The following is a 25,352-nucleotide window of genomic DNA, read 5'->3' on the forward strand; positions in this document are numbered from 1 at the left end:
AGGCGCTCCAGAAGCAGCAGTGAAAAGGGTGATTCAGGCCATGGCCTTGCGCAGGCTCAATGGACGCATGTCGGTCCAGGTGGCTTCGATGTAGGTGAGGCAGGTCTGCTTGTCGCCTTCGACGCCGACGCTTTTCCAGCCTTCAGGGATGGCTTTGTAGTCGGGCCAGATGGAGTACTGTTCTTCGTGGTTGATGACTACGCGGAATTGGGTGTTTTCGCCGTCAAAGCTCATGAGTGGACCTCGTCGATGTTGATTGGCCGCGTGCAGGGCGGCGTTATCTAGAAGACGATTGAGCGGGCGGGATGATTAGTGGTTTTTTTAAAAATCCTGAGGGCGCTGGGTTTCGTGTGCTGATCCGTTATTTGCGTTGGCATTGAGGGTTAGTCCTAACGGCCTAACTGTTTCGCCTTCGGCGAGTTACTTGATAACCCCAAGTAACCAAGGGTTGAAGGCTCCCGGTTTGGCCTCGACTTCGTCGAGGTACCTTCACTCCGGCGACGCTCCGTGGGCCCGCCGCCATCGGCCATCCATGGCCGGGGGCGGCTCTCGCGGCATCCATGCCGCTCGGCCCACTCCGCGCCACCTGCGTTCAGCCTGCACCCAAGTCGCGATTTGTGGTGTCTGGGCTGCCGCGCACAAGAAGAATGCGAGCTGGAGCTAACGCTCTTCGCTTTCTTGGTTCCTGCATCGGTCGTCCCCACCCCACTTGTTATTGTAGGAGCGCGCTTGCCCGCGATCTGCCGGGAACCGGCAGTAAATCCTGTGAATGCGGACCGGCTGAAACTGCCGACGATGATGGCATCACAAAATCGACTGCTCCAGCTTCAGAGTCGGCACCCGATGCCGTCTCGCCGCCCAGACGACGCCACCGATAAGCAGTGTGATGGCGATGACTTCCATCAGGCCGGGCATTCGTTGGTTGAACACAAAACCGTACACGCAGGCAAACAGCGTTTCGAAGACGATCATCTGGCCGCTGAGGGAGGTTGCCATTCGGCGCGAGCAGGCGTTCCACAAGCCGTTGGCCAGCCATGAGCCGCACAGGGCGAGGAACAGGCAGACCCAGAAGAAATCCATCCAGCGGCTGTGCTCAATGTTGGCCGGTATCAGGTTCGGAAACAGCATCAGGGCGCCCAATCCAAAAGCCACCGCCACCACGCCGGTGACAATGCCCAGCAGCGTCGACCACTCGCTGCTGTTGAACGCGCTGTTTCTGAGATAACGCGCATTACGTGTGGCGTACCACGACCAGCTGAGCACGCCGGAGAAACCGCACGCCAGGCCCAGCAGCTGCGAGGACAATGGCACGTTCGACGACGCTGAAGCTGCGTGTTCCAGGCTGATCGCTACGATTCCCAGGAATATCATCAATAACGGCAACTTGAGCTTTCGGACCGGCAGTGACCCCGCATCACTGCGCCCCAGAAAGGTGATCGCGACCGGCATCATGCCGTTGATCAGCGCAGCGGCCGTGACCCCGCTGAGCTGAATAGACGCCCCCAGCAACGCGTAATTCAACACATTGCCGGTCAAGGAAAGACGCAACAGCATCATCAGGTCGGCGCGGGTCAACTTCGCAATCAGGCGCGCGGCGAAGGGCAAGGCGACGGCCAGCGAAAACAGCCCGTAAATGGCGAATCGAACGCTGCTGATCAGAACAGCGTTGAATTCCGGCAATAACGACGGGCCGACGATGACGCCGCCCCAAATGGCCCCGGCCAGAAGTGCAAACACAATCCCGCTGTTCATGACATCGACTCGGCCAGGTGAATGAGGTCGATTCTAACGATGGAAAAACCAGACCACATGCGATAAAAAGTCAGCGACCCATTCCACACAGGCATGTCGAGGACATTCACCATCAACCGCTACCTGCGCACCTTACCGCCGCTGGAAACCCTGATCACCTTCGAAGCCGTCGCACGCCACGCCAGCTTTACCGGCGCCGCGTCCGAGCTGTTTCTGACCCAAAGCGCCGTCAGCAAACAGATGCGCACGCTGGAAGACGGCGTCGGCGTTGCGCTGTTCGAGCGCAAACCCCGTGGCGTCGCGCTCACCACGGCAGGCGAAGAACTGCTCGTGACGGTCAACCTCATGCTCACCACGATGTACCAGAGTGTCACGCGGATTCGTAACGTCCATCAAACCAACGCCGTCTCGGTGCTGGCGACCCATGCACTCGCGCAGTTCTGGCTGTTCCCCAAGCTCATCGAGTTCAACAAGGCCTGCCCGGAAATCGCCGTTCACGTTCACGCCATCAATGAAATGGACGAAGCCAGCGTCAATGATTACGACCTGGGTCTGTTGTACGGCTCTGGCGAATGGGCCTCACTGAACAGCGATTTCCTGCTGCCGGAAATCGTTTACCCCGCCGCTCACCCCTCGCTCGATGTGTCCGGCATCCAGACGCTGGAGCAATTGGCACAAGCGAACCTGATCCAGATCGACACGTCCGCGTGGCATTGCCTGGATTGGGATCAGTGGTTTCACCGCCTGGGTCACGACTATTCGCCGCCGGACCATGCGCCGGTGTTCAACCAACTGACCCTGGCCTTCCGCGCCGTGCAACAGGGCATGGGCATCGGCCTGGCGTGGACGTTCATGGGAGATGAGGCCGTGGCCCGAGGCGAACTCCAGCGGGTCACGGCTTTTGAGTGCAGAACCGGGTATGGCGAGTTTCTGGTGTCGGTGAAGCATCGCGCGTTGTCTCCGTCCGCCGAGTTGTTCAGGGAGTGGCTGCTGGCTTCAGCGCAGGCTGAGCTCGTCAGCCCTGCCAGCGCCTGAACAGCACGCTGGCGTTCACGCCACCGAACCCGAAACCGTTGGACAAGGCATATTCGATGGCCCACGGCCGCGCGGCGCCGTGCACGATGTCCAATCCCCCCACCGCTTCGTCCGGGTGGGTGTAATTCAGGGTCGCCGGCACCCTCTGATCCCTCACCGCCAATACCGTGAAGATCGCTTCCAGACCTCCGGCGGCGCCCAGCAAATGACCGGTCGCCGACTTGGTTGAGGTCACCGCGATCCCCGATTGCTCGCCAAACACTGCCTTGATGGCCGCCAGTTCCCCTCGATCCCCCACCGGGGTCGACGTCGCGTGAGCATTGAGGTGCTGAACCTGATGAGCGCTGATGCCGGCCTGATCAATCGCTTTCTGCATGGCCCTGCGCGCGCCATTGCCGTCTTCCGGCCCCGCCGTCAGGTGGTAGGCATCGGCGCTGGTGCCGTAGCCGACAAGCTCCGCCAGGATGTTCGCACCCCGGCCCTGCGCGTGCTCCAGCGACTCGATGACCAACAGACCCGCGCCCTCACCCATCACGAAACCGTCCCTGTCCCGATCAAACGGACGGGAAGCCAGCGTCGGCGTGTCGTTGTAACCACCGGACATCGCTCGCGCGGCGGCGAAACCCGCCAGGCTCACCCGGTCGATGGCGGCTTCGGCACCCCCGCACACTGCGATGTCTGCTTCACCATCGCGGATAAGACGCGCGGCATCGCCGATAGCCTGCACGCTGGCCGCACACGCAGTGACGGGCGCCCCGATTGGCCCACGCAGGCCATGCTGAATGGACACGTGCCCGGCCGCCAGATTGCCCAGAAACGACGGGATGGTGAACGGGGACAGGCGTTTCGGGCCCTTGGTGTCCGTGGTGCGCACCGCATCGGTAATCGAGCCGAAACCGCCGACACCCGTGGCGATGATCGTGGCGCTGCGCTCCTTTTCTTCATCGCTTTGCGGATGCCAGGCCGCCTGATCCAACGCCTCCCGGGCAGCGGCCAGCGCAAACATGATGAAGCGGTCCATCTTCTTCTGGTCTTTGGAGGGCACAGTGGCATTTGGATCAAAACCGGCCTCAGGGTCCTCCTCTATCGTGGGGACCACACCGGCAATTTGCGAACTGATGTCGGCAGCGATCTCGGCCGGCAGCGCGCGAATACCCGACTGCCCGCTCAACAAGCGCTGCCAGACAATTTGCGCGCCAACGCCCAGCGGCGAAACGACGCCCATGCCTGTGACAACGATACGTTTACCTTTCATGCTCGGATCCTTTCTAGTGCGGCATGCAACCGATGGGGCATCTGTGTTTTCAGGCGTTAGCGCTGCGGAGCACACGTGGAACCGGCGCAACGCAACGCTTCCTGAACACCCTGAAGTGCAGGAAAGATTGCCTCGGCGATCCGTGTCGCCTTGGCGGTCGGGTTCATCCTGCGATACCCGCGCTTGAACAACGGATCATTGAAATAGAGGCGCAGTCTGGCCAGCGCATTGCTGACCGCCGGCTGCCCCAGGCGCAGGCACCTGGCGGCCTTACTGACGTTGCACTCCCGGTACAACACCGCGAAGGTCAGGAGCAGATTCAAATCGAGCTCACTCAACAGGCTCTCTCTGAGCAACGCGGCCTCTGCACCCATTTACTGTCCAGCCTTCGCCACGACGTCGGCGCGGGGTGCGTTCCAGCCTCCGCCGAGCGACTTGAAGCAGTCCACGGCGGCGACGGACGCTGCGGACTGCGCGAGCAGCGTCTGTTCCTGCGCCAGCTGCAAACGGTCGTCGGCGTCCAGCACCTCGATAAAACTCACACTGCCTTGCTCATACGCAGAAAAGGCTGCCGCTCGCGCCTCAGCCAACGATCTCACCCCGTCCTCAAGGACTGCCTTCTGCTTCTCGCTCTGCACCAGTTGGGTCATCGCGTCTTCGACGTCGGCGGTGGCTTGCAGCAGTGTCTGTTGATAGGCGGCCAGCGCCTGCGCATCACGGCCTTTGGCGAATTCGACTTCCGCTTTCACGCGACCGAAGTCGAACAAGCGCCAGCGCAATCCGAAGACCGCCTGTGCCTGATCGGCATCGCCGGAGAAGAGATTGCCACTGGCATGGGTGGCTGAGCCCAGCAGCGCGCCGAGCGAAAACTTGGGGTAATAATCTGCGACTGCCTGGCCGATTCGCGCATTGGAGGCCGCCAGCGTGCGTTCAGCGGCAATGACATCGGGGCGGCGACGGAGCATGTCGGCTTGCCCCCCAGCGGTATCGATGCCCGGCGCCACGGGTATCGGTGTCACCACCGACAGCTCTGCGTGAAGCGTCCCTGGCATCACGCCACTGAGGACTTCGAGCGAGTTCATCGTGCTTTCAATCGAGCTGCGCAACGGCGGTACCTGCGCCGACACCGTCGCCAGGACGCCCTCGGCCTGTTTCAACTGAAGTCGGGCGACCACGCCGTTGGCGTATTGCAGTTGCAGCAGCCTGACCAGATCGGCCTGTGTTTTCACCCGGCTTTCGACGACTTCGAGCCGAGCCTGCAACGTACGCAGCTGGATGTAACCACTGGCCGCAGACGACGTAACAATCAGCCTGACGGCGGCCTGTTGCGCGACCGCCGTCTGCTGCTCGGCGTTGGCCGCTTCGAGGCCGCGCCGCAACCCGCCAAAGATGTCGACCTCCCAGCTCGCACCGGCATCGACCTGATAAAGGCTGCTGTTGCGATCGAAGCCGGGAGACGCGCTGGCAAGCTGCCCGATCGGGTCCTGAAGCGACTGATGATTCCTGCTCGCCTGAGCGCTCAGCTCACCTGACGGCAACAGCGCCGAACGCGCCCCCGTGGTCATGGCACGGGCCTGGTTCACCTTGGCAACGGCTTGCGCCAGATCGAGGTTCTGCGCCAGCGCACGGTTAACCAGCGTCTCCAGTTCCTTGTCACCGAACCCCGCCCACCAAGTGGCCATGTCGGCAGCGGGCAGGCTGGAGGTCCGCTGCTCCAGCAGTGCCTGGCTGCGGAACGAAGCCGGGGCCGGAAGGTCCGGCGCGTGGTAGTCCGGGCCGACCGCGCACCCCGCCAGAAACACAGCGGACAACCAGCCTGCGGTCCATGCGCTTCGAAAAGGAAAAAGGTTCATGGCAAGTCCTGTGATCTCGAGCGGCAATTATTTCCGAGCAGAACTTTTTGTCAACGGTTTATTAAATTCGTCACACTGAAATTTATGGAACCCCAACGTATACCGGCCTAGATCTTAACGATACGAAGGCGATGACAGCCATCTAAAGTTACGCATTTACAAAACCGTAAACATAAAAGAACATTGCGTCCTGAATTTTTCTGGAGGTCGCCATGTCGATACGTCCTGCTGCACTTGTCTCCATCACGGCCGCTACCCTGCTGCTGGCTGCCTGTGGCCATCCTCCGGAAAGCGACCCACGCCTCGTCGACCCGGTCGTCGATACCGCTGTCGTTCAGCCTGATCACTCAACGACGCAATCATTTACCGGCGTCGTGGCGGCCAGGGTGCAGAGCGATCTGGGTTTTCGCGTCTCCGGCAAGGTGATTCAGCGCTTGGTCGATGTGGGCCAACGGGTTCACAAGGGGCAGACGCTGATGAAGATCGACCCGGTCGACCTGAATCTGGCCATCACCAACCAGAAAGGCGCCGTGGCCTCGGCGAAAGCCCGGTTGGTGCAGGCGCAGGCTGACGAATCGAGACTGCGCAGCCTTGTCGCCGCTGGTGCGATTTCGGCCATGGCCTATGACCAGGCGATTGCCGCACTGAACAGCGCCAAGGCTCAGCTGGATGCCGCCCAGGCGCAGGCAGACGTCGCCGCCAATGCCAGCCAGTACGCAGAACTGAAGGCAGACGCGGATGGGTTGGTGGTGAACACGGCGGCCGAACCCGGCCAGGTGGTTGCAGCGGGACAGACCGTGGTGGAGCTGGCCAAGGACGGCCCCCGCGAGGCGGCGGTCGAATTGCCTGAAACCCTGAGGCCAGCGCTTGAATCCACCGCTCAGGCGCGCTTGTACGGAACCCCGGTGCGCAGTGCTCCCGCCAGGCTTCGTGAGCTGTCCGAGGCCGCCAATCCGGTGACCCGAACCTTTTCGGCACGCTATGTGCTCAGCGACGAACTCAAGAACGCACCGCTCGGTGCGACGATCAAGGTCACGCTTCAGTCCAGCCTCTCGTCAGACAAACCCTCCCTCGCCATCCCCCTGACAGCGCTGCGCAATGGCGGCGAAAAATACAGCGTCTGGGTGATCGATCAGGCGTCGATGACCGTCCAGGAGCACGCGGTCGACGTGTTGGCGCTGGGCCTGGAAACCGCACGCGTGGCCGGCGATCTGAAACCCGGTGATACCGTTGTGGCACTCGGCGCTCACCTGCTGCACGCCAACCAGAAAGTTCGCCTGGGCAATGAACTGGCGGTGACGCCATGAGCGGATTCAACCTGTCAGCGCTGGCGGTGCGCGAACGTGCCGTCACGCTGTTTCTGATCATCGCGATTACGCTGGCCGGGCTCGTGGCCTTCATGAAGCTCGGCCGCGCGGAAGACCCGGCGTTCACGGTGAAGGTGTTGACCGTCACCGCCGCCTGGCCAGGCGCGACGGCCGAGGAGATGCAGAACCTGGTCGCCGAACCTCTGGAGAAGCGCCTGCAGGAGCTCAAATGGTACGACCGGGTCGAGACCATCACGCGTCCGGGCCTGGCATTGATGACCTTGACGCTGCTCGACGCCACGCCGCCCAAACAGGTCCCCGACGAGTTTTATCAGGCCCGCAAAAAGCTGTTCGACGAAACCCGCAAATTGCCCTCCGGCGTATTGGGCCCGTACGTCAACGACGAATACTCGGATGTCTCGTTCGCGCTGTACGCGCTCAAAGCACCCGGTCTGCCCCACCGTTACCTCACCCGCCAGGCGGAGGAAATTCGTCAGGATGTGCTGCAGGTCCCTGGGGTGAAAAAAATCGATATTCTGGGCGAGCGTCCCGAGCGCATTTTCGTCGAGTTTTCCTATGCGCGCCTGGCGAATCTGGGTGTCAATGCCCAAGACATCTTCGCCCAGTTGCACAACCAGAACGCAATCACGCCCGCCGGCTCCATCGAGGCCAGAGGCCCGCAGGTGTTCGTCCGCCTGGATGGCGCCCTGGACGATCTCGAGAAGATTCGCAACACGCCGATTGCCGCTTCGCAAGGCCGCACGCTGAAGCTCAGTGATGTGGCGGACGTGAAGCGGGGTTATGAAGACCCGGCAACCTTCATCATCCGTCACGACGGTGAAGAAGCACTGGTGCTCAGCGTCGTCATGAAGGACGGCTGGAACGGACTGGACCTGGGCAAAGCCCTTCAGGCCGAACAACAGAAAATCTCATCGAACCTGCCGCAAGGCATCAGCTTCAGCAAAATCACCGACCAGGCGGTGAATATCACCGAGGCTGTCGACGAGTTCATGATCAAGTTCTTCGTGGCGCTGGCCGTGGTCATGGTCGTAAGCCTGCTGAGCCTGGGCTGGCGCGTGGGGATCGTTGTGGCCGCCGCCGTGCCCCTGACCCTGGCCGCGGTACTCATTGTGATGCTGGCGACCGGGCGCGTATTTGACCGCATTACACTGGGCGCCTTGATTCTGGGGCTGGGCCTGCTGGTCGATGACGCGATCATTGCCATTGAAATCATGGTGGTCAAACTCGAGGAAGGCTACACCCGCATCAAGGCGGCGTCCTATGCCTGGAGCCACACGGCGGCGCCGATGCTGGCGGGCACGTTGGTGACTGTCATCGGACTGATGCCGGTGGGGTTCGCCCAGTCGACGGCAGGCGAATACGCCGGGAATATCTTCTGGATCGTCGGCTTTGCGCTGATCATTTCCTGGATGGTCGCGGTGTTCTTCACGCCGTATCTGGGCGTCATGCTGTTGCCTGAAATCAAACAGGTCGAGGGCGGTCATGACAGGATCTATTCCACGCCCAACTTCCAGCGTCTGCGGCGGTTGATCAGCGCCGCAATACGTTACAAGTACTGGGTCGCCGGAGGCGTGTTTGCCTTGTTCGCGCTGGCGATCGTGGGGATGGGCTCGGTCAAGCAGCAGTTTTTCCCAAGCTCCGACCGTCCCGAGCTGCTGGTGGAAGTGCAGTTGCCCGAAGGCAGTTCGATCAACGCCACCAGCGAGGCCACGAAAAAAGTCGAGGCGTGGATCAGAACCCAGCCGGAAGCGAAGATCGTGACCAGTTACATCGGCCAAGGGGCGCCGCGCTTTTTCCTGTCTTATAACCCTGAGCTGCCGGATCCGTCGTTCGCAAAAATCATTGTACTGACCGAGAACGAAGGCACACGGGACGCTTTGAAGCTGCGCCTGCGTGCCCAAGTGGAAAAACAACTCGCTCCGCAAGCACGGGTGCGTGTCTCGCAACTGGTTTTCGGGCCGTACACCCGCTTTCCTGTCGAGTTTCGCGTGATGGGGCCGTACGCCGACAAAGTGCGTGGCATCGCGCAGCAAGTTGCCGAGGTGATGCGCAAGAACCCTGGCATGCGTCAGGTGAACACCGACTGGAGCGAAAAACAGCCCACACTGCATTTCGTCCTGGATCAGGATCGCCTTCAGGTGATGGGACTCACCTCCTCCCAGGCTTCGGAGCAATTGCAGTTCCTGTTGACCGGTATTTCCGTGACCCAGGTGCGCGAAGACATCCGCACGGTCGATGTCATGGCCCGCACTCAGGATGAAGACAGGCTCGACCCGGCCCGCATCGAAAACATGACATTGACCAGCAAGACCGGTCAGTTGATTCCGATCCGACAGATCGGCCACGTTGAGATTCGTTCGGAGGACCCGATTCTCAAACGCCGCAATCGCATACCGACGATCACCGTGCGCGGTGACATCGACGAGCAGATGCAGCCGCCTCAGGTCTCGATGGAGGTGTATGCGCAGCTACAGCCGATCATCAGCAGCCTTCCGCTGGGGTATCAGATCCAGATCGGCGGCAACATCGAGGAATCACTGAAGGCGAACAATGCGCTGGCGCCGATCTTCCCCGTGATGCTGTTGTTCACCCTGATCGTGATCATTGTCCAGGTGCGCAGCTTCGCCGCCATGGCGATGGTCGTCCTGACCGCCCCGCTGGGACTGGTCGGCACCGTGCCGATTCTGCTGATCTTCCATCAGGCGTTCGGGTTCAACGCCATCCTGGGCTTGATCGGTCTGTCAGGAATCTTGATGCGCAACACGCTTATCCTGATCGGGCAGATTCACACCAACGAGGCCGACGGGCTCGACCCCTATCACGCAGCGGTCGAGGCTACGGTGCAGCGAGCACGACCGGTGATCCTGACGGCCGTGGCCGCCGTGCTGGCGTTTATCCCCCTGACGTTCTCGGTGTTCTGGGGATCGATGGCGTTTACGCTGATCGGCGGCACGGCGGTGGGGACCGTCCTGACGCTGTTGTTTCTGCCAGCCCTTTACGCGATCTGGTTCAAGATCAAACCACCCGCTAACGGAACGGAGAACGCGGCGGCTGCGCGCGTTGCGGCTCCTGCCGACGCGGGTTGAGCCCACGCCTCCGGTGGCGTGGTCGCCAAGCGACTGCGCCACCGGGGCTGTTGGCGTACAGCCCTGTCGTGACCGGGCACAGATGCAGCTAACCCGTTGATGTACAATCGCCCCCTTGCGCAACCTACCCAGTTATCAGGCCTATGCGAAGCGAATCCGAACCCGTCATCCTTCCCACCTCCGGTCAACGCGGCCCAGCCGAGCATGACCGTCGAGTGCAAATCATCAACGTGGCCGAGGCCTTGTTTCGTGAGGCCGGCTACCGCAAGACGTCCGTGGCCGACCTCAGCAAAGCAATGGGGATTTCCACGGCATACATCTATCGCTTCTTCAAATCCAAGCAGGCCATTGGCGAAGCGATTTGCGCACACACGCTGGAGAAACTGGACACTCAGCTGCAGGAAGTCGTCGACATGGACCTGTCGCCGACACGGCGATTCCGGCTGTTCATGCGCACTGCGTTGAAGTTGAGCTATGAGCTGTTCGTCATCGAGAGCGCCGTCAACGAGGTGGTGGTCGCCGCGATCGAGGGTGGATGGTGTACCGCTGCCGGGCACAAGGCGCAGATCTACTCGATGCTGGAACGCATTCTGGAAGAAGGCCGCCAGGCCGGCGAGTTCGAGAAGAAGTCGCCGCTGGATGAAGTGGCTGACGGACTGGCAGAGGTCATCATGCCGTACACCAATCCAAGATGCCTGGAGCAACGGACCTGGGATGAGCTGGAAAGAGGCATGAACGCAACCACCAACCTGGTGCTGCGCAGCCTTGCTCCTTAAAGATCGCGTTTGCGGGGTTTACTGCCGATAGCCTGCAAGCGAGCGTACTGCGGCAGGTACGCGACTTGCGTTGACTCGCTGGTTCAAACCGAATCATCAGCCACTTCCACGCGATTGCGTCCCGCGCGTTTGGCGTGGTACAGCGCGGTGTCCGCCAACCCATAGGCCGTGTCGAAACCGGTGCCTGCCGAATTGGCGCTGACGCCGAAGCTGGCGGTGATGGCGCGGTCGACGGGGGCACCGAAGACATGGGCGGCGATGGCCTGGCGCATGGCTTCGGCCAGCTTGACCCCTTGTTCGAGCTGGCCGCCGGGGATGAGCACAGTGAACTCTTCGCCGCCTACCCTGCCGATGGCAGCGCCCTCGCCCACGATCTGCCGCAGGCAATCGACGATCCCCCGAATGACAGCATCGCCCGCAGGATGGCCGAACTCATCGTTCACATGCTTGAAGTGGTCGATGTCCAGAACGATCATCACCGCGCCGGTGTGCAGCAACGCTTGGGCGGTCATGTCGATGATTGCGCCGCGGTTCAGTACGCCTGTGAGGGCATCGTGGGTCGCGCGGTACTCCAGCTGACGGGCCAGCGTCTGAAGCTGAGCATTGAGCGCGTTCATCTCGCGCTCAGCGCGGTCGCTGCGACCGATCAGGCGGCGGGTTTCCCGCATCAGGCGCTCGTAGTGCGTCGCCAGTTCGGACAAGGATGTGCGGTAGACCTGCGCGTCGGCGTCGGCGAGCGCCAGGGTCGAGCGAGCCTGTTCAAGCGCCTCGGCCTCGCTTTTGAACAAGTCTGGCGCAGGGTCCGGCGAGGTGCCCCGCGACGCCACAGAAGCTGCCATGTTGATCACCCTGTTCACGTGGTTACTGGATGGTCATTGAAGATGATCGAGGTGAAGTCGGCCTTGAGCTCTTCGCCAAATTCGAAGATGGTTTCGTCTTCTTCCTCGTAGTACCAGTTCACTTCAATCCGGTTGCCTGCCTCGGCGGACTGATCCAGGGCATCGAAAATGCTGAACAGCATCTTGGTGCTGGAGCTGTTGAAGTAGGCCAGTGCGATGTTCGCCGTGATCGTCGCGCCTTCTTTGGCGTCCAGAAATGCTCGCAGCTGCTGCACGATCGGTGCGTAGAAAGCCGCAGCGTTCTCCGGGTACGATTCGCCTTTCATCGACAGAAGATGCTGGTCAAAACGAAAGTCGACTTCCGGCGAAGTGGCCGTTGCTTCAATGTAGAAGTTGTCCATGGCTAAGCGTCGCTCAATCAAATAGTGGCTTTAAGGCAAAACAAAGTGGTTTCGGGGTCGTCCGGGCGCGGATGAAAACCGAATTCCAGTGGGGCGCTGGCGTCACGCGCCATGGTCAGGAAACCCAGGCCAGCGCCTTTGCTGTCCTCCGGCGTCTCGGCGCGCAGCGTGACTTTGTAGGCCTGCTTGATTTCTTCCAGTGACATGGTGCGCAGCGGCTCGAGTTTCTCGCGCAGTCGCTCGATGTCGGCCGTTGCAATGGGGTTGGCGCAAAGCATCAGGTGCCGCTCACCGTCGGTGCTGATGCAGACGGCGCCCTGGCGCAGCGCCGATGCTTCGGCGACCGTCGCACTCAAGGCGTCGGAGGAATAATGAATGATGTTCTGCGAGAGCTCGACGAACGACGAGAACAGCTTGCGGCGGGTCGGGCCGCTGACCCCGGAAATTTCCAGCTGCAGCTTCACCACTTCGGCCATCGCCGAGATGATGTGATGCGAGAAGTAGCCCATGTGGTAGAAAATCACGTTTCTCTGTTGGGCCAGATCGAAAAACGTGCAGTCCTGCTGAGCGGTGGGTGAAGTGAACATCATCATTCCTGAATACGGGCGCAGAAAAGGGTCAAGTCGTCACGGCGGGCCTGCTCGCCCTGCCACACGGCCAGCGCGGTTTGCAGGGCTTCACAGATCACATTCGACGGCTGGTTGCGGTGCGCGATGATCGTTTCGAAGGCTTTGCGCTTACCGAAGGCAATGCGCTTCGGGCCGCCGATCTGGTCGATCAACCCGTCGGTGGCGATGAACATCAGGCTTGCCGGTTGCATCTGCACGCGACTCACGGACCATTGGTAATCGAAGTGGCTGTCGACGTAGCCCACGCCCATGCGCTGCCCGGCAATGGTCTCGAGCTGTTCGGCATCGGGGTGCAACACATGCAGCGCCATACTCGCGCCCGCGAAGCTGAGCACCTGCGTGGCGTTATCGAACCAGAAAAAAGACGCGTCCAGACCGTCGTCGGATTCGGGCGTGCCATCGAGGCCGTTGACCTGCCCCAATTGCTCCTTGACGCTGCGGTTGACCGCCGACAACAGGCTCGCAGGGTTGCGCGGCCCCAGTTGCGCCAGCGCCTGGGTCAGGGATGACGACGCAATCAACGTCATGAACGCCCCGGGAACGCCGTGCCCTGTGCAATCGGCGATGGCGCCGAACCAGCCATCGGCATACGCGCAGAAGTGATAGAAATCGCCGCCCACCACATCGCGCGGCTCCCACAACAGCGAGGCATCGCCCAGTGTCGAACTCAGCGCCTCGCGGGAGGCCCGCAGCATGGCGCGCTGAATCACACTGGCGTATTCGATGCTCTGCATCATCTGGCGGTTCTTCTCGGCCTGCATGGCAGCGACCACCGCCATCAATTCCAGGCCGTTGCCCAAACCGGCGAAGTGGCCGTTGCGGGTGACGATGAAGCCGTCGGCCAGCGCCTTTTCACCGTATTCGACGGTTTTGAATGTCAGCGCCTCAATGCTCATCCCGGCATCGACGATCAGCGGTTCCTTGTCCATGAAGGCGATGCAGCTTTTCTTGTCGTAAAGCTCGCGGTGAAACGGCTTGCTCATCTGCGACAGGAAGATGTTGCGGTTGATCAGCCCGATCGGTCGATCGCCCTCCAGCACGGCGAGACAGGCGCGCTCGCGGTGGGCACTGAAAATCTCCATGACACGATGGTTGGTGCTGTCCGATTCAATGCCGGGCACCTCATTGCACAGGTCGCCCGCGCACCGGTGATCTCGTGGCAACGTCGGCCGCATGAATGTGAAATGTTCCGCCTGCATGCCAGTACTACCGCGCCAGACTAAAGCGCGGACAGTATCAAGGTGATATTAAGGTGATGTTACAAAACGGGTCATTTGTTCGCGCTGTCGCCATTTGGCCCCGTGCCTCGCGCCTTGCACTTGGTGTTAAATACACCACCCGGGTCAAACGCTCAGACCCTGTCGGACAGTTCAGCGAAACGGAACGCGATATGAAAAGCCTTTTTGAGACACGCAACGCCCCTCTTTCCCACTCGTCGGCGGTGGCAGCATGATCGAAGTCACCGAAGTCTCCATCGCTCAATTGCGCGCTGCGCTGGCCTGCGGCGAAACCACCGCCGTTGAACTCGTCCAGGCGTATCTGGCGCGCATCGACGCCTATGACGGGCCTGACACCACGACGCGCCTGAACGCGCTGGTGGTCCGCAACCCTGATGCCCTCAAAGAAGCCGAAGCCTCCGACGCGCGCCGCGCGAACGGTCAGACGCTCGGCCCGCTCGACGGCATTCCGTACACCGCCAAAGACAGTTACCTGGTCAAAGGCCTCACCGCTGCGTCCGGCAGCCCTGCATTCGCCGATCTGGTTGCCTACCGCGATGCGTTCACGGTGGAACGGCTGCGCGCTGCCGGGGCGATTTGCCTGGGCAAGACCAACATGCCGCCCATGGCCAACGGCGGCATGCAACGCGGCGTTTACGGTCGCGCCGAGAGTCCCTACAACGGCGACTACCTCACGGCACCGTTTGCCTCCGGGTCTTCAAACGGCGCCGGTACGGCGACGGCGGCCAGCTTCGCGGCGTTCGGTCTGGCTGAAGAAACCTGGTCGAGCGGTCGCGGCCCGGCGTCCAACAACGGCCTGTGCGCGTACACCCCGTCGCGCGGCGTGATTTCGGTACGCGGCAACTGGCCGCTGACACCGACCATGGACGTCGTCGTGCCCTTCGCCCGCACCATGGCGGACCTGCTGGAGGTGCTGGACGTGGTGGTCGCGGACGATCCCGACACACGCGGCGACCTGTGGCGGCTGCAACCCTGGGTGCCGATCCCCTCGGTTGCGTCGGTCCGTCCGGCCTCTTACGCGGACCTCGCGGTCAATGCCGAGGCACTGGCAGGCAAACGCCTGGGCATCCCGCGCATGTACATCAATGCCGACCCTGATGCAGGCACCAGTGAAGCGCCGGGCATCGGCGGCCCGACCGGCCAGCGCATCAACACCCGTCCTTCGGTCATCGCGCTGTGGCAAGACGCCCGCCATGCGCTCGAAGCGGCAGGCGCGGAAGTCATCGAAGTCGATTTCCCGCTGGTCTCCAATTGCGAAGGCGATCGCCCGGGCGCGCCGACCGTATTCAACCGCGGAATCGTCTCCAAGGAATTTCTGCACCACGAATTGTGGGACCTGACGGCGTGGGCCTTTGATGATTTTCTGCAGGCCAACGGCGATCCGAAGCTAAACCGCCTGGTGGATGTCGACGGCCCGAAGATCTTCCCTCACGACCCCGGCACACTCCCCAACCGCGAAGGTGATCTGGCGGCAGGCATGGACGAATACGTGCGCATGGCCGAGCGCGGCATCACGCCTTGGAACAAAATCGACACCTTGGCCGACGGCCTGCGCGGGCTGGAGAAAACCCGGCGCATCGACCTGGAAGAATGGATGGATGCCCAAGGACTGGACGCCGTGCTGTTCCCGACCGTGGCAGACGTCGCGCCCGCTGATTCGGACGTCAATCCTGCGTCTGCGGACATCGCCTGGAGCAACGGCGTGTGGGTCGCCAACGGCAACCTCGCCATTCGCCATCTGGGCGTTCCGACAGTCACGGTACCCATGGGCGTCATGGCTGACATCGGCATGCCGGTCGGTCTGACGTTCGCCGGTCGCGCCTATGATGACTCGACGCTGCTGCGTCTGGCGTCTGCGTTTGAATCGACCGGGTCGAAACGGCTGATTCCGCCGCGCACACCTGCCCTTGTTTCCGCGAAATCCTAGAGAGAATCCAGCATGCTTTTACACCTGTCGACCTGGCGCGAGATCGAAGCGTTTCTGACCCGCAGCCGCACCATCGTCGTGCCCATCGGTTCGAACGAGCAACATGGCCCGACCGGGCTGTTGGGCACGGACTGGATGTGCCCGCAGATCATCGCCGAAGAAGCGCAGAAAGACACCGATATCCTGATCGCCCCGACATTCAACATCGGTATGGCGCAGCATCACCTCGGTTTTCCGGGCACGATTTCGCTGCGCCCTTCGACCTTCATCGCCGCCATTGGCGACTGGGTTCGCTCCCTGGCCGGGCACGGTTTCGAAAAGATCCTGTTCCTCAATGGCCACGGCGGCAACGTGGCGTCGATTGAAGCCGCGTTTTCCGAGCTGTACGCCGAAGCCAGCTTCGCCAGACGCCCGGCGGGATTCGCGTTGAAGTTGTGCAACTGGTGGGATCTGGAAGGCGTCGGCCAACTGGCCCATGAGCAGTTTCCCGTGGGCCATGGGTCGCACGCCACCCCGTCGGAAATTGCGGTGACGCAATGGGCGTATCCGGACGCCATCAAGTCGGCGGCGTACTCGCCGCGCATTGCACCTACCGGCCCGATCCGCGAGGCGCGCGACTTTCGTGCGCGCTTCCCGGACGGGCGCATGGGCTCAGACCCGGACCTCGCCACCCCGGAAAAAGGCGGCGAACTGGTAAAGCTCGCCGCCAAGGGTCTCGTGCAAGCGGTGAATGCCTTCAGTCGGGAATCGACGCCGGCATGAGGTCACGACGCCAAGGCGTCCAGCTCCGCCAACATTTGCGCGGAGTCATTGATAGGACTCTTCATCCTCAAATGACCGAAGCTGCGCCCCTTCAATCCAGCGTTTTTCCGAGGTCTTTAAGTGATGCCGCATTGCAGTTTGAGCTGCGACGATATCTTTGGACTGAAGCGCATCCAAGATGGCCGTATGTTCTGTAATTGCGGCAGTCCATGTTTTGACACTCTCTGCATGTTCTGTCATATGGGAAGAAATAGGGCTATGCCTCTCATCGAAAAGCGCTGTAATGATCTTTAGTAAAGCAGTATTACCGCCTATCTTGGCCAGGCGGTGATGAAACTTTCGATCAGCTTCCACCGCAGAGGTACCGTTCGCAACGGCCGCACGCATACTGTCAATCGTGGCCTGAAGATACCGGTAATCTGCCTTGGTAGCGTTCATACAGGCCATTACCACCGTCTCTCCCTCAATGATCGCGCGGGCTTGCATGAGCTCAGTAGGGCTTTCGCCGAACGTGGATGTCTGGCGCGTGGAATCGAGGAGTTTCTGGCAGACATAGATCCCCGACCCCATCCTGATTTCGATACTGCCGTCTATCTTCAAGGCTATCAGCGCTTCCCTTAGCGACGGACGTGAAACACCTAATATCTGAACAAGCTCGCGCTCTGCGGGCAGTCGTGAACCGGCCTTAAAGTCCCCTTGCCGGATCCGTTCGCGGAGGCGGTCAGCAATGATCTGATAGACCTTACGCTCGGTTGAAACTTTTTCTTGAGACATGCTTTGCAATCCACTTCTGGTTTCCCCCACTAGTCTGCGCTTTAAATTTCAATGCACAGAGCGCGCAACAGCGCGCTGAGATCAAAAACCCGCATAAGGCGTCTATTTCACTGAGGTCGTATCGGGCACGTCGGGTGAGACAGTCGTCATCACATCACTGCCCCTATCTGCCAGGGCAAGAACTCATTGTCGCCAAGCCCATTGAGCTCACTGCAGGTTTTAAGTCCCGAAGCGGTAGCGACTATCAATTCAAATAGCCTGTAACCCGCACTTTCTATCGAATCGGTGCCATCAATGATGCCGCCAGCATTGAAGTCCATGTCCAGAGGCATTCGTTCGAACAGTGAAGTGTTAGTCGCGATCTTTATGGAGGGCGTCGGTTTGCAACCGTATGTCGAGCCGCGACCGGTGGTGAAACAGATCAGGTTTGCGCCGCCTGCTACCTGACCTGTTGCCGATACGGGATCGTAGCCGGGAGTGTCCATAAACACCAAACCCTGGGCGGTCACCGGTTCAGCGTACTGGTAAACATCCATTAGCCCGGTCGACCCGGCTTTTGCAACAGCACCAAGCGACTTTTCAAGGATGGTGGTAATACCACCTGCCTTATTGCCCGGCGAAGGGTTGTTATTCATGTCGCCGCCATTATGCACAACATAGTCCTCCCACCAATGCACGCGGCCCATCAGCCTGGACGCGACTTCCGAAGTGGCGGCGCGCGCAGTCAGTAAGTGCTCAGCACCATATATCTCAGGGGTTTCAGACAGAATCGCCGTCCCACCGTTGCGCACCAGCAGATCGACCGCCGCACCCAAGACGGGGTTCGCACTGATACCCGAATAGCCATCCGACCCGCCGCACTGCAAACCCACTGTCAGGTGGCGCAGCGACTGAGGTGTACGTCTGGCTTCGTTGATGATCGGCAACATCTGTCGAACAAGTGATTTACCGTGCTCGATAGTTTCCCTTGTCCCACCCTGCTCCTGGATCACCAGGCTCGACATCAGGGTACTGGAGCGAGGGGTGAGCGCCTCCATCAACGGCGTTAGCTGGTTGACCTCACACCCGAGCCCAATCAAAAGTACTCCGGCAAAATTGACATGGTTTGAATAGCCACGCAGGGTACGGCTGAGAATGTCAAAGCCGTCGCCTTTGGCCCCCATGCCACAGCCACTGCCATGAGTGATCGCCACCACCCCGTCAACGCCGGGCCATTCGCCCAGCGCCTCCCCCTTGAAAGCCTCGGCTATTTGTTTGCAGACGGTGGCAGAGCAATTGACGCTGGAGATGACACCAATGAAGTTTCGAGTGCCCACTCGCCCATCGTCGCGCAAGAAACCTTCAAAGGTCATCGGCTCATTGACCAACGACGTCGGTACATACAGGTGGCTTGATTCGTGAAAAGCCCCTTCTACAGGCATTTCCAGATTGTGGACGTGAACATGCTCGCCTTGGCGGATGTCCTGTGTGGCTTGCCCAATAACCTGCCCGTATTTATGAACCACGCCACCGGAGGGAACAGCACGAATCGCTATCTTATGCCCCGAGGGAATCGATTCCTTTGCGACCAGATTGATGCCGCTCACGCAGAGGTTTTCTCCCTCGGCAACATCGCTTCGAGCGACAGCCACATCGTCGCCGGTTGCTAGAATAATCAATGAAGGGCTAAGGACAGTCATCTTAAGGATTCTCTCAGGTAGGCGTCACTTCAGGGACGCCTCGATAAGGCGTGATCTAGACGAGGTTGCACAAGGCCGGCAAGTCGACAGGCGCTTGAAGAAACCGACGGGTGCCAAATAGAAGGACTGGCGCAACCGCTGTAGCGCCATGCGGCCCCCTAACATTCAATTATTGCTTTGACCACACCTTGGCCCGGATCCAGTAACGTCGGGAATTGGGTCGGCACGTCACTCAAACTCATACGGTGAGTATTAAGGGCGGCATCAGGGATCAAGCCGTCGCGAAGGCATTGCTGAACATAATGAAAATCTTCTGCCGTAGCATTTCGACTACCCAACAAAGTGGCTTCCCGCTTGTGAAATTCCGGATCAGAGAAAGTGAGGGTGTCTTTAACCACCGAGATCATCACGTATTTACCACCATGGGCGATGAACTCGAAGCCGCGCTCCATGGCCTTGGGATTGCCGGTCGCGTCAAATACCACGTCAAAAAACTCGCCATGCGTGAGCTCTGCCAGCCGCTCCTTATCGCCGACACCGACTTCCACCGTCGCAGCAACATGCAGTTGCTCGCGGCAGAATTGGAGGCGGTCAGCACGGGTGTCAAGCACGCTGACAGTGGCGCCTTTGAGATTTGCAAAAATGGCTGCCGCCATCCCAATGGGCCCGGAGCCTACAACCAACGCACGCTGACCTGATTGAATATCAGCACGCCTGACCGCGTGCGCACCTATAGACAAGAATTCGATCATCGCGGCTTGATCCAGAGTGATTCCTTCAGCCTTGTGGATGAACTCATCCGGCAGGCTCAGGTACTCGGTAAACGCGCCATCCCGATGCACGCCCAACACTTGGATGCGTGTACAGCAATTGGTTTTTCCCTGCCTGCAGGCGATGCAGTCGCCGCACGAAATGTAGGGCATCACGTACACAACATCTCCGGGTATCAGACCGCTTGTGGCACCGCTCTCTTCGACGACCCCTGAAAACTCGTGTCCCATGACCCGGGGATATTCCAGGTAGGGCTGGTTCCCGGTAAAGATATGAAGGTCTGTGCCGCAAACCCCCACACGTTTAATTCGAATTAAGGTCTCCCCTTCCCGGCGTGTTGGAAGGCTGGTTTCCACAGCAGTCAGCGACCCCGGTTTTTCACACACAATTGTGAGCATGATGATTCTCCAGACCTGCATGTTTAAGCTGCGAGGTCGTCGAAAGGTTGGCAGAGTCAGGATGGGTTAGCGGTGCGCCAGCTGACCAATGCGATAAAAATGCTTGGCGTTCAGCCCCATTATCAAAGCCTCACCCTCGCGGACGGTTTGGTCTATATGCTCTCGAAGGTACTCGGTCGAGATACGCACCCACTGTTGATAGCTGGAGGCCAGATTGACCACTGGCCAATCACTCCCCCATATGACGCGCTGGACGCCAAACGCCTCTAGAATCGCGTCCATGTACGGCTGTAGCGCCTCTCGGCCATCATTGGGCGCAGCTTCCGTGAGCAGTCCGGACAGCTTGCAGTGCACATTGGAAAGCGTCGCCAAACGGTGGAGGTCATCCCGCCACGGGGCAGCCACCCGATTGGCAATATCGGGTTTTCCGGCATGATCGATGACAACGCGCAAGCCTTGATTGCGCTCGGCAAACCGATAGAGCCCAACCAGGTGCTGTGGTAAAACCAACGCATCAAGACTCAAGTCGTGCGCAATGAGTGCCTGTATTGCGGGTTGGATGTGATCGCTCTCGATCCAGTTGTGGGCTGGCAAGTTCTGCAGCATTACGCGCACACCCTTGAGTTTCGGATGGCGAGCCATTGCAGCAATCTGGGAGGCAGCGTCAGTGGCCAGTAGGTCGACCCACCCGACTACCCCCAGGATGCTGGCGTATTCATTGGCTAATCCCAACAGGTATTCCGTGTCTCCTGGGTGCGGGTTTGACTGCACGGCGACGGTTCCGTCAATGTGGGACGCTCGACGAAGCTCAGCCAGATCAGCCGGGGTAAAATCTCGATAGATTCGGGTGAGCTCAGAGGGTGGCCAATCTCCGTACCCATGGTTCAGATGCCAAAAATGCTGGTGAGCGTCTATGCGAAAACTCATAGAGCCCCCTTGGGCAGTGGAGATTCTGGGTCTATAAGTCCCTGCTCAACGAGCGCTTCCCAGAAAGCATCAGGAATGCTCTGCTCGAACCATTGAATACTGCGCTCAAGTTGCTGCGCTGTGCGTGTGCCAACAACGCAGGACACCACCGCGGGGTGAGCCATCGGAAATTGCAGCGCAGCGGCGGAAAGCGCTACGTCGTACTCCTGACAAACGGACTTGAGCGCCTCAACCCTCTTGACCACAGCAGCAGGCGCCTCGCCATAATCAAAATGTTTTCCGCCGGCGAGAATGCCGGAGTTGAAGACCCCTCCGATCACGATCGCATTGCCTTGGGCCAGGCAAATATTCATCAAAGGTTTGAGGCTTTCTTGTTCCAGGAGCGTGTAGCGCCCGGCCAAGAGTGTGCAGTCGAGCTTGCATTCATTCATGCTGTCCTGAACGACTTCCCACTCGTTTACTCCTAACCCGACAGCCGCGACCGTTCCATCCTTGCGCAGTGCTTCCAACGCGCGGAATCCGCCGCCTTTAGTGAGCTGCTGCCAATAATGGTCGTGCAGTTCACCATGGGTCATCCGGCCAATGTCGTGTACGTACAAAATGTCAATTTTGGAGAGCCCGAGACGTTGAAGGCTGTCGTCGTGGGAGCGCCGGATGCCGTCATAGCTGTAATCGTACCGAGGGCGAAATGGCAAAGGATTAGCCCAGCCATCGTCTCCCCTTCGCACTGAGTCATCAGGAACGAGTAGCCGACCTGCTTTTGTACTCAATATGAAGTCTGTCCGGGTACGCTCGCTCAGGCTTGTGCCCACTCGGCGTTCGGAACGGCTGTAGCCATAGAAAGGGGCAGTATCGAAATATCGGATCCCCCTGTCCCAGGCGGCCTCTAACGTTTGAGACGACTGTAAAAGCGAAACCTCTTGAAAAAGCCCTCCGACTTGGGAGCAGCCGAGTCCAAATACACCTATTTCAATCGAACCGCCAATGAGCGAACGCGTCTCAGTGATTTGCATAGCTGCCGTCACCTTTATCGATTAGTACAAGACGTTTTTCGCCTCAGTGCTATCTATGTTTGATTTATCGATCAGCAGCACACCGGTATCGATCGTTTTCGGCACTTGCGTTCGGGCAATAACCTTGGCCACCGAGGTCACAGAATCCAATCCCATCTTGTAAGAGCTTTGAACCACAATGGAGTCGAGGGTGCCGTCCTTGACGAAGTTCTGGAGATCCTCATTGCCGTCAAACCCAATGGCGACGAGTTTTCCGGCCTTACCCGCTTGCGCAATACCTCTCGCCATCCCAACGGCCGTGGGCTCATTGGCGCCATAGATACCTTTTAGGTCCGGATTCGCCGACAGAACGTCTGTTGTCTGATTAAGCGCGTTCGCCATCTGCGACTGTGAGTAAAAAGGGCCAACGATCGTTAAATTAGAATGCTGCTTTATATAATGGGTGAAGCCGCCCACACGGCCAATTTCCGACCCTGCTCCAGGGACGTAGGACATAATCGCGATCTTCCCTGTCTTCCCTACTTTTTCAATCATCCGCTGCGCGCACAACTCACCGGCTTTGGTGTTATCCGTCGAAAGAAATGATTGATAGTAGGCAGCACCCTCCGCAGAAACGGTGGAGTCGATGAGAACGACGGGGATATGGGCTTCCCAAGCCTGCTTTATGGCGGGCACCAATGCGTCTGGATCAGACGCGGCCAGGACAATCCCCGAGACGCCACGGTTCACCGCGTTAACCACCATATTCACTTCATCAGCGATAGCCGATTCGGAGGCTGGCCCTTGAAAAGTGACCGTGGCATTCGGTAAATCCTTAGCGGCTGCCTGGGCTCCCTTCTGCACGTTTTGCCAGTAGTTGGAATTCGAGCTTTTTACAATGACAGCAATTTCACTGTTGGCCGCCATGGAAAATGGTGAAGTGAGCGAGGCCGCCACAGCAAGCGTGATGATATTCAGCGTTTTCATGGTAGACAGTCCATTTTGTTTTTATATATTAAGTTCAGGATTTTCGATTTCTGAGTTGATCGATACACACAGTGAGCAGGATGACGACGCCAATAATGATTTGCTGAGTAAAACTCGACACGCCGAGCATGTTCAGGCCATTGCGCAAAATCCCAATGGTGAATGCGCCAATGACGGTTCCCGAGACGCTCCCGATTCCCCCAGATAGGGAAGTTCCGCCAATGACTGCGCTGGCAATAGCATCGAGTTCATACATCACGCCCTCGTTTGGTTGGGCCGTTACCAAGCGGGACATAAGGACGCACCCCGTCAAGCCGGCGAGCACACCAGACAACACGTAAGTGAATAGCGTCACGCGAGCGACATTGACGCCGGACAATCGCGCGGCCTCAGCATTCGAGCCGACCGCATAGATGTGCCGCCCTAATCGCGTACGGCTTAATACGAGCCATAGCCCAACAGCAAGGACAATCATGATGACGACGGGGTAAGGGATGCCTGGAAAGATGACATTCGGGAAACCGTCATCGCCCATACGTTCTATCCTGAAGAGCGTTCCGTTACCTAACGTCGCGAAACCCTGACCCAGGCCGGACACCGGCTGCGCATCGGTAAGACGCAGCGCAAAACCCCGGGCAACCAGCATCATCCCGAGAGTGGCGATGAACGGCGGGAGCTTCAAACGGGTAATGAATAAACCGTTGATCCCCCCGCATATACCTCCCACGGTGAGGCCCACCAGAATTCCTAAGGGAATTGACGCGCCGGCCTTGATAGCCAGGGCATCGGCGACGCCGGCCAATGCCAGGACCGAGCCCACGGAAAGGTCGATGCCGCCGGTAATGATGACCGCCGTTGCCCCCAGACCCAAGAACGCGATTGATGTGACCTGGAGGGCGACACTCATCCCGTTGCCCATAGACATGAAGGCTTGGCTAGTCGTGGCAAAGACAATGATCAGAGCAAAAAGACTCGCCAACGCACCAAACTTCTGCAGAAGCTCGCCGCGCCGTTCTTTATTCACTGAGCCCACGCCGCCAGGTTCCGACTGCTTACTGATACTGAGATCGCTCATTGTGTGTACCCCGAAGCGAAGTGCATGATTTCTTCTTGTGATGTATGGCGTGCCTGTAGCTCGGCCGTCAGTCGACCTTCGTGAAAGACTAAAATCCGGTCACTCATCCCAAGCAGTTCCGGGAGCTCGGAGCTGATGAGAACAACCCCAATGCCCTGCGCTGCCAACGTGTCCATCAACTCGTAGATCGCGTATTTGGCGCCCACGTCGATACCTCTCGTAGGCTCATCAAAAAACAGGATTTTCGAATCACGGAACAGCCATTTACCAATCACGACTTTCTGCTGATTACCGCCTGACAGAAGCCGAGTCGCCTGACGTGTCGAGGGCGTACGGATGCCGAGGCTTTTAATGTATTTATGAGCTGCCGCTTCTTCTTCCTTGAATTTGATGAACCCAAAGGCGTTACAGACTGCATCCATATTGGCCAGGGTTATATTGCTGGCCAAGGACATCTTGAGCGCCAGCCCATCACTCTTTCGGTCTTCTGAGAGATACGCTACTCCGTGACGGATAGCGTCTTGCGGGGAGCTGATCGAAACCGTCTGTCCCTGAAGTTCCAAGCTCCCCGTGTCGATAGCGTCAGCGCCAAATATAGCGCGCGCTATTTCTGTCCTCCCGGCGCCCATCAACCCGGCAAACCCCAGGATTTCGCCCTTGCGCAAATCGAAATCAATTGACTGGAACGCACCTTTGCGCCCGAAATTTTTTACCTGGAGCAATACTTCCTGGGTGGGTGTGCCAGTACGGGGAGGGAATTTCTCGTCGAGTGATCGACCCACCATGTCGGCAACGATTTGATTGACGGACGTTTCGCTGAATCGGCTCGTGGAGACGTGACTTCCGTCGCGCATGACGGTAACCCGAT

The 25,352-nt window shown here is 59.4% G+C and carries 23 protein-coding genes; 6 read left to right on the forward strand and 17 right to left on the reverse strand.

The features are described 5' to 3' along the window. Positions 1–33 precede the first annotated feature (33 nt). Together AB4N84_RS30260 and AB4N84_RS30265 are read right to left on the reverse strand one after the other, a co-directional pair. Entirely contained in the window at positions 34–234 is a 201-nt protein-coding gene (locus tag AB4N84_RS30260) for an MbtH family protein (RefSeq protein WP_074753465.1), read from the reverse strand. Positions 235–804: 570 nt separating this feature from the next. After that, complete coding sequence (locus tag AB4N84_RS30265; protein ID WP_460044669.1) at positions 805–1,752, reverse strand: DMT family transporter; 948 nt, start codon at positions 1,750–1,752, stop codon at positions 805–807. A 93-nt stretch (positions 1,753–1,845) separates the two neighbouring features. Here AB4N84_RS30265 and AB4N84_RS30270 point away from each other — a divergent pair, with 93 nt between their 5' ends. Beyond that, the gene (locus tag AB4N84_RS30270; protein ID WP_460044671.1) at positions 1,846–2,787 is read left to right on the forward strand and encodes a LysR substrate-binding domain-containing protein; all 942 of its coding nucleotides are present in this window, start codon (positions 1,846–1,848) and stop codon (positions 2,785–2,787) included. On the opposite strand, the gene fabF is transcribed toward AB4N84_RS30270, so the two are convergent. Genes fabF through AB4N84_RS30285 form a run of 3 tightly spaced genes read right to left on the reverse strand, consistent with a single transcriptional unit; the run spans position 2,768 to position 5,895 of the window. Then, positions 2,768–4,042, reverse strand: coding sequence for a beta-ketoacyl-ACP synthase II (gene fabF, locus AB4N84_RS30275; RefSeq protein WP_460044673.1), 1,275 nt, complete (start codon positions 4,040–4,042; stop codon positions 2,768–2,770). The genes AB4N84_RS30270 and fabF overlap by 20 nt on opposite strands. 56 nt (positions 4,043–4,098) lie before the next feature. Further along, entirely contained in the window at positions 4,099–4,416 is a 318-nt protein-coding gene (locus AB4N84_RS30280) for a LysR family transcriptional regulator (RefSeq protein WP_460044674.1), read from the reverse strand. After that, positions 4,417–5,895 carry an efflux transporter outer membrane subunit gene (locus tag AB4N84_RS30285; protein ID WP_460044675.1) on the reverse strand — a complete coding sequence of 493 codons (1,479 nt, stop codon included), beginning with the start codon at positions 5,893–5,895 and terminating at the stop codon, positions 4,417–4,419. It lies immediately after the preceding gene. Between the two features lie 212 nt (positions 5,896–6,107). Here AB4N84_RS30285 and AB4N84_RS30290 point away from each other — a divergent pair, with 212 nt between their 5' ends. The 3 genes from AB4N84_RS30290 (at position 6,108) to AB4N84_RS30300 (ending at position 11,085) form a co-directional block, all read left to right on the forward strand. Further along, a complete protein-coding gene (locus tag AB4N84_RS30290) occupies positions 6,108–7,202 on the forward strand; it encodes an efflux RND transporter periplasmic adaptor subunit (RefSeq protein WP_460044677.1) in 1,095 nt (364 codons plus the stop codon). Beyond that, positions 7,199–10,309 carry an efflux RND transporter permease subunit gene (locus tag AB4N84_RS30295; RefSeq protein WP_460044678.1) on the forward strand — a complete coding sequence of 1,037 codons (3,111 nt, stop codon included), beginning with the start codon at positions 7,199–7,201 and terminating at the stop codon, positions 10,307–10,309. The genes AB4N84_RS30290 and AB4N84_RS30295 overlap by 4 nt, the downstream gene beginning before the upstream one ends. 215 nt (positions 10,310–10,524) lie before the next feature. Continuing rightward, complete coding sequence (locus tag AB4N84_RS30300) at positions 10,525–11,085, forward strand: TetR/AcrR family transcriptional regulator (protein ID WP_460044679.1); 561 nt, start codon at positions 10,525–10,527, stop codon at positions 11,083–11,085. An 83-nt stretch (positions 11,086–11,168) separates the two neighbouring features. Here the strand turns inward: AB4N84_RS30300 and AB4N84_RS30305 are convergent, their stop codons facing one another. From AB4N84_RS30305 to AB4N84_RS30320, 4 genes are read right to left on the reverse strand one after another with little or no spacing between them, the layout of a single operon-like run. Beyond that, positions 11,169–11,924, reverse strand: a complete 756-nt coding sequence (locus tag AB4N84_RS30305) for a GGDEF domain-containing protein (RefSeq protein WP_074753505.1) — start codon at positions 11,922–11,924, stop codon at positions 11,169–11,171. A gap of 14 nt (positions 11,925–11,938) precedes the next feature. Further along, positions 11,939–12,325, reverse strand: coding sequence for a DUF1987 domain-containing protein (locus AB4N84_RS30310; RefSeq protein ID WP_074753473.1), 387 nt, complete (start codon positions 12,323–12,325; stop codon positions 11,939–11,941). A 17-nt stretch (positions 12,326–12,342) separates the two neighbouring features. After that, a complete protein-coding gene (locus AB4N84_RS30315; RefSeq protein ID WP_074753474.1) occupies positions 12,343–12,912 on the reverse strand; it encodes a SiaB family protein kinase in 570 nt (189 codons plus the stop codon). 2 nt (positions 12,913–12,914) lie between these two features. Continuing rightward, entirely contained in the window at positions 12,915–14,129 is a 1,215-nt protein-coding gene (locus tag AB4N84_RS30320) for a SpoIIE family protein phosphatase (RefSeq protein WP_460044681.1), read from the reverse strand. A gap of 274 nt (positions 14,130–14,403) precedes the next feature. On the opposite strand from AB4N84_RS30320, the gene AB4N84_RS30325 reads away from it, so the two are divergent. Together AB4N84_RS30325 and AB4N84_RS30330 are read left to right on the forward strand one after the other, a co-directional pair. After that, entirely contained in the window at positions 14,404–16,119 is a 1,716-nt protein-coding gene (locus tag AB4N84_RS30325; protein ID WP_460044682.1) for an amidase, read from the forward strand. Between the two features lie 12 nt (positions 16,120–16,131). Continuing rightward, on the forward strand, positions 16,132–16,881 hold the full coding sequence (locus AB4N84_RS30330; protein WP_460044684.1) for a creatininase family protein: 750 nt from the start codon (positions 16,132–16,134) through the stop codon (positions 16,879–16,881). Positions 16,882–16,926: 45 nt separating this feature from the next. Here the strand turns inward: AB4N84_RS30330 and AB4N84_RS30335 are convergent, their stop codons facing one another. From AB4N84_RS30335 to AB4N84_RS30370, 8 genes are all read right to left on the reverse strand, one after another. Beyond that, positions 16,927–17,655: a FadR/GntR family transcriptional regulator gene (locus AB4N84_RS30335; protein ID WP_460044686.1), complete on the reverse strand. Its 729-nt coding sequence runs from the start codon at positions 17,653–17,655 to the stop codon at positions 16,927–16,929. A gap of 149 nt (positions 17,656–17,804) precedes the next feature. Further along, positions 17,805–19,334 carry a UxaA family hydrolase gene (locus AB4N84_RS30340; protein ID WP_460044687.1) on the reverse strand — a complete coding sequence of 510 codons (1,530 nt, stop codon included), beginning with the start codon at positions 19,332–19,334 and terminating at the stop codon, positions 17,805–17,807. A 158-nt stretch (positions 19,335–19,492) separates the two neighbouring features. Next, positions 19,493–20,503, reverse strand: a complete 1,011-nt coding sequence (locus AB4N84_RS30345; protein WP_460044688.1) for a zinc-binding alcohol dehydrogenase family protein — start codon at positions 20,501–20,503, stop codon at positions 19,493–19,495. Positions 20,504–20,569: 66 nt separating this feature from the next. Next, the gene (locus AB4N84_RS30350; protein ID WP_460044689.1) at positions 20,570–21,430 is read right to left on the reverse strand and encodes an amidohydrolase family protein; all 861 of its coding nucleotides are present in this window, start codon (positions 21,428–21,430) and stop codon (positions 20,570–20,572) included. After that, positions 21,427–22,443 (reverse strand): aldo/keto reductase, encoded by a 1,017-nt coding sequence (locus tag AB4N84_RS30355; RefSeq protein ID WP_460044690.1) that lies wholly within the window; start codon positions 22,441–22,443, stop codon positions 21,427–21,429. The genes AB4N84_RS30350 and AB4N84_RS30355 overlap by 4 nt, the downstream gene beginning before the upstream one ends. A 21-nt stretch (positions 22,444–22,464) precedes the next feature. After that, the gene (locus AB4N84_RS30360) at positions 22,465–23,409 is read right to left on the reverse strand and encodes an ABC transporter substrate-binding protein (protein WP_074753482.1); all 945 of its coding nucleotides are present in this window, start codon (positions 23,407–23,409) and stop codon (positions 22,465–22,467) included. Between the two features lie 34 nt (positions 23,410–23,443). Further along, positions 23,444–24,484, reverse strand: a complete 1,041-nt coding sequence (locus AB4N84_RS30365) for an ABC transporter permease (protein ID WP_460044691.1) — start codon at positions 24,482–24,484, stop codon at positions 23,444–23,446. Further along, positions 24,481–25,352, reverse strand: an 872-nt coding sequence (locus AB4N84_RS30370; protein WP_460044692.1) for a sugar ABC transporter ATP-binding protein, incomplete at its 5' end; no start/stop codon positions are given. The genes AB4N84_RS30365 and AB4N84_RS30370, both read right to left, overlap by 4 nt.

Source organism: Pseudomonas sp. S2_H01 (assembly GCF_054668305.1).

What these genes read in the sequence shown, in the direction of transcription:
- AB4N84_RS30260 (WP_074753465.1), bottom strand. Translation starts at nt 234, where the DNA reads ATGAGCTTTGACGGCGAAAACACCCAATTCCGCGTAGTCATCAACCAC.
- AB4N84_RS30265 (WP_460044669.1), bottom strand. Translation starts at nt 1,752, where the DNA reads ATGAACAGCGGGATTGTGTTTGCACTTCTGGCCGGGGCCATTTGGGGC.
- AB4N84_RS30270 (WP_460044671.1), top strand. Translation starts at nt 1,846, where the DNA reads ATGTCGAGGACATTCACCATCAACCGCTACCTGCGCACCTTACCGCCG.
- fabF (WP_460044673.1), bottom strand. Translation starts at nt 4,042, where the DNA reads ATGAAAGGTAAACGTATCGTTGTCACAGGCATGGGCGTCGTTTCGCCG.
- AB4N84_RS30280 (WP_460044674.1), bottom strand. Translation starts at nt 4,416, where the DNA reads ATGGGTGCAGAGGCCGCGTTGCTCAGAGAGAGCCTGTTGAGTGAGCTC.
- AB4N84_RS30285 (WP_460044675.1), bottom strand. Translation starts at nt 5,895, where the DNA reads ATGAACCTTTTTCCTTTTCGAAGCGCATGGACCGCAGGCTGGTTGTCC.
- AB4N84_RS30290 (WP_460044677.1), top strand. Translation starts at nt 6,108, where the DNA reads ATGTCGATACGTCCTGCTGCACTTGTCTCCATCACGGCCGCTACCCTG.
- AB4N84_RS30295 (WP_460044678.1), top strand. Translation starts at nt 7,199, where the DNA reads ATGAGCGGATTCAACCTGTCAGCGCTGGCGGTGCGCGAACGTGCCGTC.
- AB4N84_RS30305 (WP_074753505.1), bottom strand. Translation starts at nt 11,924, where the DNA reads ATGGCAGCTTCTGTGGCGTCGCGGGGCACCTCGCCGGACCCTGCGCCA.
- AB4N84_RS30310 (WP_074753473.1), bottom strand. Translation starts at nt 12,325, where the DNA reads ATGGACAACTTCTACATTGAAGCAACGGCCACTTCGCCGGAAGTCGAC.
- AB4N84_RS30315 (WP_074753474.1), bottom strand. Translation starts at nt 12,912, where the DNA reads ATGTTCACTTCACCCACCGCTCAGCAGGACTGCACGTTTTTCGATCTG.
- AB4N84_RS30320 (WP_460044681.1), bottom strand. Translation starts at nt 14,129, where the DNA reads ATGCGGCCGACGTTGCCACGAGATCACCGGTGCGCGGGCGACCTGTGC.
- AB4N84_RS30325 (WP_460044682.1), top strand. Translation starts at nt 14,404, where the DNA reads ATGATCGAAGTCACCGAAGTCTCCATCGCTCAATTGCGCGCTGCGCTG.
- AB4N84_RS30330 (WP_460044684.1), top strand. Translation starts at nt 16,132, where the DNA reads ATGCTTTTACACCTGTCGACCTGGCGCGAGATCGAAGCGTTTCTGACC.
- AB4N84_RS30335 (WP_460044686.1), bottom strand. Translation starts at nt 17,655, where the DNA reads ATGTCTCAAGAAAAAGTTTCAACCGAGCGTAAGGTCTATCAGATCATT.
- AB4N84_RS30340 (WP_460044687.1), bottom strand. Translation starts at nt 19,334, where the DNA reads ATGACTGTCCTTAGCCCTTCATTGATTATTCTAGCAACCGGCGACGAT.
- AB4N84_RS30345 (WP_460044688.1), bottom strand. Translation starts at nt 20,503, where the DNA reads ATGCTCACAATTGTGTGTGAAAAACCGGGGTCGCTGACTGCTGTGGAA.
- AB4N84_RS30350 (WP_460044689.1), bottom strand. Translation starts at nt 21,430, where the DNA reads ATGAGTTTTCGCATAGACGCTCACCAGCATTTTTGGCATCTGAACCAT.
- AB4N84_RS30355 (WP_460044690.1), bottom strand. Translation starts at nt 22,443, where the DNA reads ATGCAAATCACTGAGACGCGTTCGCTCATTGGCGGTTCGATTGAAATA.
- AB4N84_RS30360 (WP_074753482.1), bottom strand. Translation starts at nt 23,409, where the DNA reads ATGAAAACGCTGAATATCATCACGCTTGCTGTGGCGGCCTCGCTCACT.
- AB4N84_RS30365 (WP_460044691.1), bottom strand. Translation starts at nt 24,484, where the DNA reads ATGAGCGATCTCAGTATCAGTAAGCAGTCGGAACCTGGCGGCGTGGGC.